At 36.1% G+C, this 15464-nt stretch carries 12 protein-coding genes and 1 tRNA gene; 4 read left to right on the forward strand and 9 right to left on the reverse strand.

Annotated elements, in window-relative coordinates:
• Window position 1: 1 nt before the first annotated feature.
• Together M0R16_10405 and mutY are read right to left on the reverse strand one after the other, a co-directional pair.
• Window positions 2-75 (reverse strand) — tRNA-Asn (locus M0R16_10405).
• Window positions 76-599: 524 nt separating this feature from the next.
• Window positions 600-1685 (reverse strand): A/G-specific adenine glycosylase, encoded by a 1086-nt coding sequence (gene mutY, locus M0R16_10410; GenBank protein MCK9613292.1) that lies wholly within the window; start codon window positions 1683-1685, stop codon window positions 600-602.
• Between the two features lie 152 nt (window positions 1686-1837).
• Between mutY and M0R16_10415 the strand changes: the two genes are divergently transcribed.
• The 3 genes from M0R16_10415 to M0R16_10425 all read left to right on the forward strand — a co-directional run bounded on the left by M0R16_10415 (window position 1838) and on the right by M0R16_10425 (window position 6026).
• Complete coding sequence (locus M0R16_10415) at window positions 1838-2125, forward strand: integration host factor subunit beta (protein ID MCK9613293.1); 288 nt, start codon at window positions 1838-1840, stop codon at window positions 2123-2125.
• A 224-nt stretch (window positions 2126-2349) separates the two neighbouring features.
• Complete coding sequence (locus M0R16_10420; protein ID MCK9613294.1) at window positions 2350-3900, forward strand: Rne/Rng family ribonuclease; 1551 nt, start codon at window positions 2350-2352, stop codon at window positions 3898-3900.
• A 74-nt stretch (window positions 3901-3974) separates the two neighbouring features.
• Window positions 3975-6026: a hypothetical protein gene (locus M0R16_10425; GenBank protein MCK9613295.1), complete on the forward strand. Its 2052-nt coding sequence runs from the start codon at window positions 3975-3977 to the stop codon at window positions 6024-6026.
• A gap of 320 nt (window positions 6027-6346) precedes the next feature.
• On the opposite strand, the gene M0R16_10430 is transcribed toward M0R16_10425, so the two are convergent.
• Window positions 6347-6913: a hypothetical protein gene (locus tag M0R16_10430; GenBank protein ID MCK9613296.1), complete on the reverse strand. Its 567-nt coding sequence runs from the start codon at window positions 6911-6913 to the stop codon at window positions 6347-6349.
• A 96-nt stretch (window positions 6914-7009) separates the two neighbouring features.
• On the opposite strand from M0R16_10430, the gene M0R16_10435 reads away from it, so the two are divergent.
• The gene (locus tag M0R16_10435; protein ID MCK9613297.1) at window positions 7010-8257 is read left to right on the forward strand and encodes a U32 family peptidase; all 1248 of its coding nucleotides are present in this window, start codon (window positions 7010-7012) and stop codon (window positions 8255-8257) included.
• Between the two features lie 9 nt (window positions 8258-8266).
• Here M0R16_10435 and M0R16_10440 read toward each other — a convergent pair whose 3' ends face one another.
• From M0R16_10440 to M0R16_10465, 6 genes are all read right to left on the reverse strand, one after another.
• Window positions 8267-10321 (reverse strand): OmpA family protein, encoded by a 2055-nt coding sequence (locus M0R16_10440; GenBank protein ID MCK9613298.1) that lies wholly within the window; start codon window positions 10319-10321, stop codon window positions 8267-8269.
• Between the two features lie 16 nt (window positions 10322-10337).
• Window positions 10338-11384: a tetratricopeptide repeat protein gene (locus tag M0R16_10445; protein ID MCK9613299.1), complete on the reverse strand. Its 1047-nt coding sequence runs from the start codon at window positions 11382-11384 to the stop codon at window positions 10338-10340.
• A 70-nt stretch (window positions 11385-11454) separates the two neighbouring features.
• Window positions 11455-11979: an adenine phosphoribosyltransferase gene (locus tag M0R16_10450; GenBank protein MCK9613300.1), complete on the reverse strand. Its 525-nt coding sequence runs from the start codon at window positions 11977-11979 to the stop codon at window positions 11455-11457.
• A 5-nt stretch (window positions 11980-11984) separates the two neighbouring features.
• Window positions 11985-13034 carry a 23S rRNA (adenine(2503)-C(2))-methyltransferase RlmN gene (rlmN, locus tag M0R16_10455; protein ID MCK9613301.1) on the reverse strand — a complete coding sequence of 350 codons (1050 nt, stop codon included), beginning with the start codon at window positions 13032-13034 and terminating at the stop codon, window positions 11985-11987.
• 9 nt (window positions 13035-13043) lie between these two features.
• On the reverse strand, window positions 13044-14057 hold the full coding sequence (locus tag M0R16_10460) for an adenosine deaminase (protein ID MCK9613302.1): 1014 nt from the start codon (window positions 14055-14057) through the stop codon (window positions 13044-13046).
• A gap of 67 nt (window positions 14058-14124) precedes the next feature.
• Window positions 14125-14661: a DUF4468 domain-containing protein gene (locus M0R16_10465; protein MCK9613303.1), complete on the reverse strand. Its 537-nt coding sequence runs from the start codon at window positions 14659-14661 to the stop codon at window positions 14125-14127.
• Between the last annotated feature and the right edge of the window lie 803 nt (window positions 14662-15464).

Genomic DNA, 15464 nt, shown 5'->3' on the forward strand with positions numbered 1-15464 from the left:
GCTCCCCAGCCTGGACTTGAACCAGGGACCCTCTGATTAACAGTCAGATGCTCTAACCAACTGAGCTACTGAGGAATTTTTAAATTGAAGTGCAAAATTACTTTTTTTTTTGACACCTCAAAATATTTTTTAAATTTAAAACTTAAATTTCATAGTTAGCTTGTGCCTTTTTGACTGATAAGAATTTAAATAAAAATTCCACATCACCATTATGTTTTATTAACTCAATTATAACTTTCCTGCTTTTTAATTTTTTTAATTTCTGTTCACATAACATTGATTCCGATCTTTTTTCACTAACTGCAAATACTGCTGAAATCGACCATGGACGATATTTTGAAGTATAAGTATTATGACGTGATGTGTTATGCTCATTCAGTCGGCGCAGGGTGTCCTCAGTATAACCAATATAATATTTATTTGCTGATTCGGAATGAAGGATATAAATGTAAAACATAAAATTTTTTTACAAATTCTTGACTTTCTGTCGAAATTTTTAAATTGTAATAACCCTCTGATTAATCCCGACAAGTCGGGACTCTAACCAACTGAGCTACTGAGGAATTTTTAAATTTGGAGTGCAAATTTACTTATTTTTTTTAAACTTCAAAAAAATTTTTATTTCTTAAAAAACCATGCAGTTTCATGTATTTTTCTATAAGGCGCGGAACCGGATAATCCTCTAAATCCTTTGCTTTTATCTTTATTAGCTTATCAACATGCAACTCTCCGGAAATATGTAATTGAATAAAAACAGCAAAAATTTCCTGATGGCTGAGTTTATGAATATAGGCAGGTGATACTTCTGAAATTTTATACTTTACACCCCTGGTCATTTTCCTGAATTCATACGTTTTTCTCAGTTCCAAAATACTTAAAGGTTTTGTTGTTTCAATAAGCGGAAATTGAAACAACAGCTTCCAGATATCGTTTTGCCCCCTTTGCATCAAAAAAGTATATGTTATATTATTTTTATTATTAAAAGGGACTATATAATAAAAGTACCTTCTTTTTACCTTGCTCTTTCTTTTCTTAAGGGGTATTTCATCAACTTTTCCTGAATTAAATGCTTTACATTCTTTTATAAAAATACATATTTTGCAATCCGGGTTGACAGGGACACAATGCAGGGCGCCAAACTCCATGATGGCCTGGTTGAAATCGGAGGGATTTTTTTTATCCAGGATTTCATCAAGTTTTTTATAAAATATTTTTTCGGTGCCCGTTTCGGAAATGTCGCTGTTTACAGCGTATATTCTTGCCAGCACACGTTTAACATTGCCATCCAGCACAGGATAAGGTTGGGAATAAGCAAATGATAATATTGCCGCGGCAGTATATTTTCCTATCCCCCTGAGTTTTATTATTTCATCATAACTTTCTGGTAATTCTCCATGATGCATTAAACTAATTTGCTTTGCCGCAATATGCATGTTCAACGCACGAGAGTAATATCCTAAGCCCTGCCATAGTTTTAACAGTTCCTTTTCATCCGCTTCTGCCAAAGAACGAATATCCGGATATTTCTCTATAAATTTCAAATAATAGCTTTTCCCCTGCTCAACACGGGTTTGCTGCAGAATGATCTCTGAGACCCATATTTTATAAGCATCATCGGTATTCCTCCAGGGCAAATCTCTTTTATTTTTATGATACCATTTTATAAGTTTTTTTGCAAAAGACATAAAATTGCTTTTTTCCCCCGTCCAAATGTAATTTTAAATTCAATAAAAAATTTTTATAAATCACTGATTTAAAAAATATTCTTATATTTGCACCCCAAAATTTGACGTAACAAACTTAAAATAAAATACTAACTTTTTTAAAAAATTCAGGTATGACAAAAGCAGAAATAGTAACGGAAGTTGCTAACAAGACAGGAATAGAAAAATTTACTGTACAAACAACTGTTGAGGCTTTTATGGAAGCAGTTAAAACTGCCATGCAGAAAGGCGAAAATGTTTATTTAAGAGGTTTTGGCAGCTTTATTGTAAAAAAACGCGCTGAAAAAACAGGGAGAAATATTTCCAAAAACACTACCATCATTATTCCAGCTCATAATATTCCGGCCTTTAAACCTGCCAAAGTATTCTCCGCTGCAGTAAAAAAGAATGTTAATAAATAAATTGTAAATCATGCCAAGCGGAAAAAAAAGAAAAAGACACAAGATGTCAACCCACAAGCGCAAAAAACGCTTGAGAAAAAACAGGCATAAGAAAAAGTAATACGTAATATTTTTTAATTCTTTAAAGTTCTTTTTACTTTATAGTTTAAAAATGTATTGCTTCATGCATATATGTTTTTTATATTACAGGTGTTTTAACATCTAACATATCAAACTCATTGCCCGTGAACAAGGAGCTTATTATTGACTTCGGCCCTTCTGAAGTATTAATTGCATTACTCGAAAACAAAAAGCTGGTTGAACTCCACAGGGAAAAAAGCAATAACTCTTTTTCCGTTGGCGATATTCATTTGGGGAGAGTAAAACGCATTGTACAGGGATTGAATGCTGCTTTTGTAGATATAGGCTATGAAAAAGATGCCTTTTTGCACTACCTTGACCTTGGCCCCCAGATACATACGGTAATCAAATATTCAAAAAGCGCTATAGCGGGAAAGGCGATAGCTCTGTCAAGCAATAATTTACCTGCTGAAAAAAATATTGAGAAAACCGGAAAAATATCTTCCGTTTTATCTGTCGGGCAGGAAATACCGGTTCAGATAGCCAAGGAGCCTATATCCAATAAAGGTCCGCGCATTACTTCAGAGATTGCCATTGCCGGACGATATCTTGTTTTGGTGCCTTTTTCCGACAGAATTTCAATTTCTCAAAAAATCAGGAATATTGAAGACCGTAACCGGCTGAAAAGATTGGTACAGAGCATAAAACCAAAAAATTTTGGTATCATAATCCGCACTGTTGCCGAAAACAAAAAAGCAGCTGAGCTTATTGCCGACCTGGAAGAACTCATAAAAAAATGGGAATCATTGGTAGCCAAACTGCAACATGCAAAGGCTCCAAAAAAAATCCTCAGCGAAATTGACCGCTCGTCTGTAATACTCCGCGACCTGCTGAACGAATCATTCAACAGTATTATCGTCAATGATGCCGGAACTTACGAAGAGTTAAAGAATTATATCAAATCTATTGCTCCCGACAAAGTTGACATCATCAAACAATACAAAGCAAAAGAGCCCATTTTTGAGCATTTCGGCATTGACAAACAAATACGTAATGCTTTTGGGAAAAAAGTATTTATTAAGAACGGGGCATACCTTATCGTTGAGCACACCGAGGCCATGCATGTCATTGATGTCAACAGCGGGCACAGAAGCAATAAAGACAACAATCAGGAAGAAAATGCCATGGAGGTGAATATGGATGCCGCCACTGAGATTGCCCGCCAGCTTAGGCTGCGCGACATGGGAGGCATCATAGTGATTGATTTTATTGACCTTCATAATTTAACCAACCGGCGCATGCTCTTCGAAAAGCTACGTGACGAAATGCAGACAGATAATTCAAAACACACCATACTTCCCCCGAATAAATTTGGAGTTGTCCAAATTACACGGCAAAGAATTCGGCCGGAAACAAATGTTAAAACATTGGAGCAATGTCCTGTATGCGAAGGCTCCGGCGAAATTCGGGCAAGCATTTCCCTTGTTGACGATATCGATAACCGCATCAACTACCTGTTGAACGAACAAAATGAGAAAAAAATCAAGCTATTTGTGCATCCCTATCTTTATGCGTTCCTGACAAAAGGATTTTATTCCAGGCACCTGAAGTGGTATTTCAAATATAAAAAATGGATACCTCTTTCCTTCTCAAACAACTATCACCTGCTCGAATATCATTTTTATAACAAGAACAACGAAGAAATTAAACTCTGATTTAATTCTTTAATTGTTTTTGTTTATTTTTGGGTATTAATTCTCTCTCAATTAACACATAAACCTGATTTTTTATGAAAAAATTATTTGTTTTATTATGTATTCCTTTGGTATTAACACTTACAAATTGCCAGCGGAGTGTGAAAATCAAAACCACAACTATGAGCTCAATTACACAAACCACCATGGATTCAACCATCAGCAAACTTATTGCTCAATATGGCGACACGAAAAAAGACCGCATCACAAAAGGTATAACCCAGGCAGCTTCTCTTTGGGAAAAAACTGACGGGGATAACAAAGATTTTCAGGCATTTTGCCTGCAATATTTTGCAGGGGATTCTGCTTCTCTTGATGCCCTGTTTCAACGCTTGCTTGTTAACTTTGAAGTCATTTTCGGCAACTTCAATCGTGTAAGCCTTGACCTGAAGAGCCCTTTACATGTTGATGATGGCGAAATGATACCTGTGGACGATATTTTCGGAGCATACGATCCTTATGCCCACCTGAATGACGACTTCTTTAAAAACAAAATAGCGTTTATTACTATATTAAATTTCCCTTTTTACACATTAAAGGAAAAAATTGAGCTTGGCTTACAATGGAACAAAAAACAATGGGCTTATGCACGTCTTGGCGATATGTACACTTCCCGGGTGCCTGCCGATGTACTGCAGAAATTTTCAGACGCCCTTACTGCCGCCGATATGTACATTTCGGAATATAATATTTACATGGGCAACCTGATTGATGATAAAAATCAAACTTATTTCCCGAAAGAAATGAAACTCATCAGCCACTGGGGCCTCCGCGATGAACTGAAAGCAAACTATCAGAGCGAAAATGGGTTAACAAAACAAAAGATGATTTATCAGGTTATGCTCCGCATTATTTTACAGGAAATTCCTGACAGCGCTATCAATAATTCAGCCGTTCAATGGAATCCTTATTCCAATAAAACATTCAAAGGCAATCAGGAATTTACAACTCAGGCTGAAGATAACATGCGCTATGGCCAAATGCTCGGCTTGTTTAATGCTATACAGGAAATAGACAAATATAATCCTCAATATCCCACTTACATACAAAGAGCTTTTGAACAGGGAATGGAAATACCTCAGCCGGAAGTTGAAAAACTGTTTGTTGATTTTGTTTCTTCTCCGGAAGTAAAACAAGTGGCACAACTCATAAGCCAACGTCTCAACCGCAAACTTGAACCGTTCGATATCTGGTATGATGGTTTTAAACCAAGAAGCACTATTTCACAGGAAGAATTAGATGCAAAAGTACAGGCTAAATATAGAAGCACTGTTGATTTTCAGAATGACATGTCAAGCATGCTGGTAAAACTACAATTTACAAAAGCTAAAGCCGATTATATAGCATCTAAAATAGTTGTTGACCCGGCACGCGGTTCCGGGCATGCCTGGGGCACCATGATGAAAGGCGATGTATCGCATCTTCGCACCCGTGTTCCCAAAGAAGGATGGAATTACAAAGGCTACAATATTGCCTGCCACGAATTCGGCCATAATGTGGAACAAACTCTTTCCATGTATGATGTAGATTATTATTCTCTGGCGGGTGTTCCCAACACAGGATTTACCGAGGCTCTGGCTTTTGTTTTTCAGAAACGCGACCTTGAATTACTTGGAATAAAAAATAACGACCCCAACAAAGAATATTTCCAAACACTCGACGATTTCTGGTCATGTTATGAAATTATGGGAGTGTCGCTGGTGGATATGAAAACATGGAAATGGCTGTACGAACATCCTAAAGCCACCAAAAAAGAATTGAAAGAAGCCGTTATTGCAAATGCCAAAGAGGTTTGGAACAAATATTATGCAGATGTCTTCGGAATAAAAGATTGCCCCATACTTGGAATCTATTCGCACATGATAGACAACCCGTTGTATCTTTCCAATTATCCCATAGGCCATTTGATTCAGTTCCAGATTGAGGAACATATGAAAGGGAAAAACTTTGCAGACGAAGTAATTCGTATGTTTACCTACGGCCGCACGATTCCTGAAGTATGGATGAAACATGCCGTAGGCGCCCCTATTTCAATACAACCGATGGTTAATGCTACAAAAGAAGCTCTTAAAAAGGTTGGTAAATAGCTATTTTAATAAATTGACACAACCAAAAATGTTCTTTTAAGAGTTAGAATTGCTATCCTTGTTGTATTGACACAAAGAAAATTAACTTCTTATGTCATTTATAAATTCTCTGTGATTTAATGTTTTTTTATTAAACACAAGATTCCTTGAGATTTATGGTTAAGATATCTTGAATAAGCGATAATGTAATTTTTAAACGCCACGCTTAATTAATTTCGTGGAATATAAATCTTTGCTTACAGTTTCTGAATAAATTTTTTAATAGGAAGGACTTTTTTAAAAACCAACTATAATGACCACAGAATTAAGCGCGTTAATAATTATTCGTTTTCAAGGTTGAACTTATAATTTTTTGCAAAAATTTTTGCTTCTCCCGCAAAGTTGTCAATTCTATCCTGCAGGTTATTATCTATCATCTCGGTTATTTCAAGAAATTTATTATCGTCCTCATAGGTATAATTAACAGCAGGAGTTTTAACGATAGTTATCACCTCAGCATATTCCTTATCGCAAATGTTTTTATAGGTTTCTACTAATTTAATTGCAGCAACCCTCAAGTTGTCCTCTTTGTCAAATGGAGGCATTGAACTAATTTTATTGAATGAAACAGAAATTTGCAGCCTGAGATTGTTGAATGCAATATCGAGTTTTTTATGTAATTCATTTAAAACAGTTGTATCTTCCGTTACAGCGATTGCAGAAGAAGTGACAGAATCATGTATCATGATGGTGTTTATGGCCACAACAAGAGAATCTTCATTTTCAATAACAGATTCAAGTGAAGTTAAAATGTCATGATAATAATTTTCCGCTTTATAGGGAGAAGGTTTACATGCCTGAAAAACAAACAGGGTAATAAAAAACAGAATATAAAAAAAAGACTTCATATTAAAATTTTGGTAAAAATATTAAAAAACAAGTTTCTATCATCTGTTATTAAATAAGAATATTGTAAAATAAATCTGTTTATTTTTGTAAAACCTATGGCAATAAATAAAATTGAATTAATTGCTCCCGTCGGGTCTTTTGATTCGCTTGCGGCTGCTATTCAGGGCGGTGCCCATGCTGTATATTTTGGTATTGGAAAACTTAATATGAGAGCCCGTTCATCCATCAATTTTTCTCTTGATGACCTGATAAATATTTCTGAAATATGTAAAAAAAATAATATCAGAACTTATCTTACTCTAAATACCATTGTTTTTGATGATGAAATTCCCGAAATAGAATCTTTACTGGAGGCTGTTAAGAAACATAGTATTGATGCTGTTATCGCCTCTGATATCAGTGTCATTGAACGTGCTTATAATCGGGGTATTCCTGTGCATATTTCCACCCAATGTAATATAACCAATATTGATGCAGTGCGGTTTTATGCGAAATTTGCCGATGTGATGGTTACAGCCCGCGAGCTGCATCTTGACCAGGTGTCCGCCATTGTCAGGCAGATAGAACAAGAGCAGATCAAAGGCCCTTCAGGTGAATTGGTCAGGATCGAGGTCTTCGCACACGGAGCTTTGTGCATGGCAGTTTCTGGCAAGTGCTACCTGAGCCTGCACGACAACAACCATTCTGCCAATCGCGGAGCCTGTTATCAATTGTGCCGCAGAGCCTATATTGTTACCGACAAGGAAAGCGGAACAGAACTGGAAATTGACAATGAATACATCATGTCGCCCAAAGACCTTTGTACTATAGGTTTTCTGGACAAAGTACTTAAGGCGGGCGCCAACACCTTAAAAATTGAAGGCCGCGGCCGATCTGCCGATTATGTAAAAACGGTTACTGCCTGTTATAAAGAGGCAATAAACAGTATTGCTGATGGCAGTTATACTGAAACAAAAATTCAAGCATGGACCGACAGACTGAAAACTGTGTACAACCGTGGTTTCTGGGATGGTTACTACCTGGGTCAGACACTGGGCGAATGGAACAATGTTTATGGCTCGCAGGCCGTTAAAGAGAAAGTGTATATCGGGAAAATCACCAATTATTATTCAAAAATTAAAGTAGCCGACATTAAGGTGGAAACCCGGTCATTATCCTTGGGTGATGAATTTGTGATTATTGGCAATACCACAGGCGTTTACGAAGATGTTGTTTCTGAAATAAGGATAGATAATAAAAAAACAAGCTTAGCTTCTAAAGGGCAACTTTGTTCTATTCCACTAAAATCGAAAGTTCACAGAGGTGATAAGCTTTATATGCTGACAAGCAAATCCGGGGATTAAAAAAATGTTTTACTTGCTTAAAATCTTAAACTCAGTGCGCCTGTTTAGCTGCCGTCCTTCATCCGTGTCATTTGTTGCAATGGGTTTGTCGAAACCAAAGCCCACATAAGTAAGGCGACTTTTGTTAATATCCTTACCGGTTAGATAATCTACAACAGCTTTGGCTCTGTTTTCCGATAGAGTTTTGTTATATGAAGCCGAACCTTTGTTGTCAGTATGACCGGAAATTTCAATTTTCAGTGTCGGGTAATCATTTAATAGTTTAAGCAATCTTTCAAGCTCAGGATATGATTCGGTTCTCAAAGTTGATTTATCAAAATCAAAGAAAATATTATTAAGCACAATAGTGCTTCCCACTTCAAGCTTCTTGAGTTTTATATCTTTTTCGACTTCTCTGTATGTTGTAGTGGGAGGAATGTTAAGGTTTTCCGAATGAAACAGGTAGCCTTCGGCTTTCACAGCAATACCATAATTTTTCCCGGAAGGCAGGGAAATTAAATATTTACCGGTAACGCTGTTGGACTCAAGGCTTGAAATTACTTCGTTACGCTCGTTATCGGTAATTTCTATAACTGCCCCTAAAGGGTTCAGTGAAATTTCGTCCATCACTTTGCCTTTTAATATGGTTACCTGGTTTTCTTTAATTTGAACAGGTTTTTCTATAACAGTTTCATTAACAGGTTGTGCTATACTTGCCAGAAGGTTATCTTCGTTGTTATTAACCAGAGGTTTCTCCGGCCCCAAAAAGGTAATCACATAAATATCATGCCCGCCATATCCGTCTTTTTGTACCGAAGAATAATAACCATGAACGCCGCTTGCAGAAATTGAAAAGAAAACATCGTCATCGGGGGTGTTTATTGGGTATCCTAAATTTTCCGGTTCGCTCCATTTGCCGTCTTCAAAAGTGGACTTAAAAATGTCGAGCCCTCCCATAGTTTTATGCCCTTCTGAGCTAAAATACAATGTTTTACCATCGGGGTGAATGAAAACGCCTTCGTCATCATAAGATGTGTTAATCATTAGTCCTAAGTTTTCCGGTTCGCCCCAACGGCCTTTTTTGTCTTTTTTCGACATATAAATATCATGTAAGCCATAACCACCCGGCCTGTCGCTAACAAAATAAAGTGTTTTCCCGTCATATGAAATAGTGGCGGACGATTCATGATAAGCAGTATTAATGTTGCCGCCGAGTTTTTCAGGTTTTGTCCAGGCATTTCCTTTTAAACGGCTTTCATATATATCTCCCCCATTTTCGCCTTTGTATGTCAGCAAGGTTTGTCCGTCGGGCGCAAGGCCTACAGTTGCATCATGTTTTGGCCCGTTGAGCGGATTGGCCGGGTTTTTAGGAACAGTCCATCCGGAAGATGTTTTCTCTGTCATGTAAATGTCTTCATAGTAAACATAGAATTCATCTTGTTTTCCCCCTGTTGTATTATCACGCCTTGAGGTGAAAAACAACACGGATTCATCGGCATTAATGAGAGGTGAATATTCGGGATAGACAGAATTTACTATCGAACCCAGATTATCAATATAAACTCTTACCTTGTTTTTAACGAGTTCATTGGCATTTTTACATTCTTGAATTTTCTTTTCAATTCGTTTACTCATTTGTGATAATTCTCCCGGAGGTAAAGATTGCTTGTATTCATTTATGAGTGTAATGGCTTTGTCAAATTCATAATTAAAATGATATGCTCTGGCAAGAAGAAATTTTGTGCTGTCAGAAATATCAGGGTCAAGCGACAGTGATTTCTCAAGATATTCTATTGATTTTGTTTTCTGAACCGTATTAAGATAACATAACCCGATTTTAAAATTCAATTCCGCATTATCGGGATTGAATTTGTTTGCTTTTAAATAATAGTCCAGGGCATTTAAATACATACCCGGCCCAAGTTCAAAAAACTTATTCCCGTTCGAAAGCTGATTTTTTGCCTCTTTAAATTCTTTTTCTTTTCCTCGGAAATTTGTTTTTAAAAATTCAACATTTTGAGCTTCCAAAACATATGAAGAAAGTATTAAAAAGCTTGCTAAAGCTGTGAATATTTTTATTTTCATGGCTTATAACTTTAAATTATTTACACTGTAATTTTGAATAATTATCTGCCGTGCCTATTCCCAGCAATGCTGCCTGTTTCCAGTCTTCACAGGAGTTTTTGGGTTTGCTAAGCATTTCGTAAGCAATTCCTCTGTTCAGATAAGCATAGCCATAATTTGGATTAAGTTCAATAGCCTTGCTGTAATCTGCTATTGCCCCATCGTAATCTTTAAGCTTGTATTTGGCATTTCCTCTGTTGTTATAGGCAAACGCATATTTTGGGTTTAACTGCAGCGCCTGATTATAATCTTTAATTGCATTATCATATTCTTCCAGTTCAAAATACGCTGTTCCCCTGTTGTTAAATGCAATAAAATATTCGGGGTTAAGTTTTACAGCGGCAGTATATTCTTCAATGGCGCCTTTATAATCATTAAGTTTTTTCTTTACACTGCCCTTGTTGTTGAAGGTAAAAGGCATGTTGGGGTTGTGTTTCGTTGCCAGAGTATAATCTGCAAGGGCTTCTTCATATTTTTCAAGTTTCACCTTAGCGCTGCCCCTGTCGTTATATGCGTAAGCATAATCGGGTTTGATTTTAATTGCCATATCGAAATCGTTTATGGCATTTTCATAATCGTTTTTTTCGAAAAACGATTCCCCCCGATAATAATATGCTTGGGCATAGTTTGCATCCAGACCGATAGTAGAAGTAAAATCTCCGATAGCATTTGTTTTATCGTTTAACTCAAATTTTGCCATCCCCCTACTGAAATATGCTTTTGCAGACGGCGCAAGCTCAAGAGATTTTGTAAAATCCGGCATGGCTCCGTCATAATCACCCGTTTCCAGTTTAACAGAACCTCTGTTAAAATATGCTTTTTCAAAATCAGGTTTAAGCTTGATGGCTTCATCGAATTTTTTTATAGCTTCAGCAAAGTTTCTGTTTTCAAACAACTTGATCCCTTCGTTATATAATTTTTCTGCTTCCTGATAATCCCCTTCAAAAAGTGGCTGGTTTTCATTTTGTCCATAAAGAAAGAAATGAAAAGAAATAAGCATTAAAAGAATTAATAATTTTTTCATAATATTTATGTGTTAATAAATGCAAAAATAATAATATCAGGTTCAAAAAGCAAGCTTAAGAGAATCTCTATTAGAATTTGATTAGTGAAAAAACTTCATAATCTTCTTTTATTTGATTTATGCCGTTTAAAAAACTAAGTTCGCAGATAAAATTTATATATATTTTTTTAACGGAAAATAAATTAATTAACTCTGTCGCTGCTTTTGCAGAACCTCCTGTTGCAAGAACATCATCGTGGAGCAAAACAATATCATCTTTTTCAAGTGCATCCTGATGAATGTGCAGGATATTTTCCCCGTATTCAAGCGAATAGGCTTTTGAAAATGTAGGCGCCGGAAGCTTGCCTGGTTTGCGAATGGGGACAAAGCCCGCATTGAGTCTGGCGGCAAGTATTCCTGCAAGAATAAAACCCCGTGATTCAATGCCCACAACCTTTGTAATGCCGGCATTTTTATAATGGTTGACTGTGTTTTCCGTGATGAAACGAAATATTTCAGGCCTTTTGAGCGCTGTAGTAATGTCCTTAAATAATATTCCTTTTTGGGGGAAATCAGGTACATCTCTGATGGATGCAGCCAATTCTTCTTGTGTGATTAATTTCATATGTTTTGATTTTTATTTTTGACCAGTTGTCCGCAAGCAGCCATAATATCAACCCCTTTACTTTGTCGTAAATTTACAATAATATTTTTACTTTTAAGAATAGCAGCAAACTTATTTATATTTTCCGGGCTACTTCCTTTTAAATTATTAATTGTGATATTGTTTAGAGGAATAAGGTTGATTTTGACAGGAAAATTTCTGCAAAACAAAGCAAGTTCCTCGGCGTCTTGGAAGGTGTCGTTAAAATTATGTATCATCAGATATTCAATAGTAATCCGTTTTTCTGTTTTTTTATAATAGTGTTGTAAGGCTTTAATGATATCGTTTATTTGATGTTTGTTGGCGAGAGGCATAATTTGACGCCGTTTGCTGTCAATGGCCGAATGCAGAGAAACAGCCAACTGAAAAGGAATTGCTTCGTCAGCCATACGCCTTATGCCTTCGGTGATACCTGCTGTTGAAATGGTGATACGCTGTGGAGAAAAATTCAATGTGTTTTTATCTGAAATGTGCGTCAGTGCTTTCATGATATTTTCATAATTCAGCAGGGGTTCGCCCATACCCATTACCACAATATTGCTTAACGGAATATTAAAGTATTGAGATGAAAAACGCATCAGCATGATAATCTGATCGTGTATTTCTGCAAAATCAAGGTTTCTTACAAATCCCATAGTGCCTGTAGCACAAAACCTGCAGGCAAGCGCACAACCTATTTGGGAAGATATGCATGCTGTAACTCTTCCTTTTGAAGGTATAAGAACACTTTCGAAAATGCTTCCGTCAGAAAGCGAAAAAGCATATTTGCGTGTTCCGTCTTTTGAAATTTGTTCCTCTGTATCAATAATTGAAGAGCAGTAAAATGAAGAACTTAATTGTTGCCTTAAACTAAGAGGAATATTTGTCATTTCGTCGAAAGAAATGGCTTTTTTTTTCCATACCCATTCGTAAATTTGTTTGCTGCGGAAACCGCTTTCTTTTTGTTTTAAAACAAAATCTGAGAATTCCTGTTCTGTAAGCGTTTTTATATGGATTTTTTCAGGCAAAGGTTGTTGTTACGTATTGTTGGAAATAAAATCATCAACCATTTTAAGATATTCAGCTTGTTGTTCTTTGGCAATGAATGAAGCTTCGAAAGAATTTTTCACCAAAGTAGAAATTTCTTCATAACTTAGGTTAAGAGCGTCTTGTATGGCTATAAAATTTTCGTTCAGATATCCTCCGAAATATGCCGGGTCGTCTGAATTTATGGTAACCATAATTTCTTTTTTTAGAAAATCTCTAAGGGGGTGGGTTTTGAGGTCTTTAACAACACCAAGTTTTAAATTTGATAGCGGGCACATCGTGAGGGGGATTTTTTTCCCGGCAATTTCTTCTAACAAAATGTTATTTTCTCTGGAACGATTTCCATGGTCTATTCTGTTAATTTTTAAAGTATGTATCGCCGAATGAATATATTCCGGAGGGCCTTCTTCACCAGCATGTGCTACAGCCAGGAATCCAAGTTCACGGGCTTTGGCAAAAACCCCGGCAAATTTCTCAGGCGGATGTCCCATCTCCGACGAATCAAGGCCAACCCCAAGTATTTTATCCCTGAAAGGCAAGGATATTTCCAATGTTTCATAAGCAGACTTTTCACTCAAATGACGAAGAAAACACATGATAATTCCTGAGTGAATTCCGTAATGTTTTTCAGCATCTTGTACTGCATTATATATGCCATTAAAAAAAACGGGGAAAGAAACTCTGTTGTGCAAGTGTGTTTGGGGGTCAAAAAAAATCTCTGTGTGGACAATATTTTGCTCAGAAGCCTTTTTCAGATATGCCAGGGTTAATTCATAGAAATCTTTTTCAGAGCAAAGCACATAAGCTCCCGTATAATAAATGTCAAGAAACTCCTGGAGGTTTTTAAACTTATAAGCGCTTCGCAACTCCTCAATGCTATGGTACTCCAATGTTATGTAATTCCGGGCAGCGAACTCAAACATTTGTTCGGGCTCGAATGTGCCCTCAATATGTACGTGTAATTCTGCTTTAGGGATATTAAAAATAAATTCGGTTATGTCCATCAAGGAATATGTTTTTTACAAAGATAAAAAAAGCGGATATGTTATCCGCCGAGTTTGTTAAAGTATTTTACCATTCATCAGGTTTTTCGATTTTAGGCACCATTCCTTTTTTTATGCTTTTAATGATGCCGTTAACTGTGGTGTCAACCTGATATAAAAAATTTTCGTACTGAGTGCTATTATTTGCATTGAGCCACCGTTCCAAGGGAAATTTTGAAGTTGCCTGCAGGTTAAAATCTGTAAAAGTATATCTGTATCTATCAGGCTTGAATTCCAGTTTTAAATTGTATTTTATAACTCCGGCATCAGTTTTCAGGCCGCTTTTATCAATATTAAATATTTTAAACCGATGGTCAAGAACCAGCTTTCCGTTTTCCCTGTCACGAGTTGTTGTAACTTCATTAGGGTTGTTGTAGAAAGAATTGACCCAGCTAATGGCAGTAAGATAAAGCTTATCTGCATCTCCCGGCTGCTGAATCACTTCTTTGTATGTAATAAGCTTAGTGTCTTCATCAACAGGGATATTGGCGCTTTGTGCGAAAAGCCCTTTTGTGGCGATTATTGTCAGTAAAAATAATCCCGAGATTAAAAGTTGTTTTTTCATGATGTGATTTTTTAACAAATTTAATTTATTGCAAAACATATTTACAATAATTAAACCATAATTTATTCAAAGGTTATATTTGTTTTATAGACATTCTTGTTGTTTAATTTATCCGAGACTGACAGTACAAGTTCATTTTCTCCTATTAAAAGATGATTATCTTCTACAAAGTAAGTTAGCATAGAAATTTTAGCATCGTATTCGGCCAGCACCCATTTTCCATTCATTGTGAGATTGTAAGAACCTATGCCGGAAAAATTATCTTTTATTTTAAACCTTAACACATCTCCTGATTTTATTTTGATATATTTTTTTTCGGGTTTTATTTCAGGAATGATGGTGTCCGAAACAATACAGTAATTGCCGAACTGTCTGATATCGGCACATAAGAAGCCGTTTTTCCATTTGCTATTAATATATTCATATGAATTATTTCTAACTCGTGCAATACATAATTTATTTTGCATGGATGAATTTGCTGTTTGGTTGGGTTTTATCTTTATACTGACAGAGGCAAATAAAGGAGTAAATTTATTGTGGATGGAATAAATGTCAGAATAGGTTTCTTTAGTCTGAGGTGTGCTGCCGTAATCAAAATAAACAGAATCAAAAAATGCATCAGGAGGGATGTCAATAATTAAGTTTTTATCCTCAAAATGTTTTCTTATTCCATAATGAATAAGTGTACCTGCATTTTTTTCTTGCGTTTTTCCTGGGGGAGTTAATGTGACTGATTTAACAATCATCTCAGAAGAAGCCATGTTTTCATTAAAGTCAGTAACAGTGATTTTTATTCTGTGATA

Source organism: Bacteroidales bacterium (assembly GCA_023228145.1).
Lineage (GTDB): Bacteria > Bacteroidota > Bacteroidia > Bacteroidales > CAIWKO01 > CAIWKO01.

What these genes read in the sequence shown, in the direction of transcription:
- M0R16_10435 (MCK9613297.1), top strand. Translation starts at nt 7,010, where the DNA reads ATGGCAATAAATAAAATTGAATTAATTGCTCCCGTCGGGTCTTTTGAT.
- M0R16_10440 (MCK9613298.1), bottom strand. Translation starts at nt 10,321, where the DNA reads ATGAAAATAAAAATATTCACAGCTTTAGCAAGCTTTTTAATACTTTCT.
- M0R16_10430 (MCK9613296.1), bottom strand. Translation starts at nt 6,913, where the DNA reads ATGAAGTCTTTTTTTTATATTCTGTTTTTTATTACCCTGTTTGTTTTT.
- M0R16_10415 (MCK9613293.1), top strand. Translation starts at nt 1,838, where the DNA reads ATGACAAAAGCAGAAATAGTAACGGAAGTTGCTAACAAGACAGGAATA.
- M0R16_10445 (MCK9613299.1), bottom strand. Translation starts at nt 11,384, where the DNA reads ATGAAAAAATTATTAATTCTTTTAATGCTTATTTCTTTTCATTTCTTT.
- mutY (MCK9613292.1), bottom strand. Translation starts at nt 1,685, where the DNA reads ATGTCTTTTGCAAAAAAACTTATAAAATGGTATCATAAAAATAAAAGA.
- M0R16_10465 (MCK9613303.1), bottom strand. Translation starts at nt 14,661, where the DNA reads ATGAAAAAACAACTTTTAATCTCGGGATTATTTTTACTGACAATAATC.
- M0R16_10460 (MCK9613302.1), bottom strand. Translation starts at nt 14,057, where the DNA reads ATGGACATAACCGAATTTATTTTTAATATCCCTAAAGCAGAATTACAC.
- M0R16_10425 (MCK9613295.1), top strand. Translation starts at nt 3,975, where the DNA reads ATGAAAAAATTATTTGTTTTATTATGTATTCCTTTGGTATTAACACTT.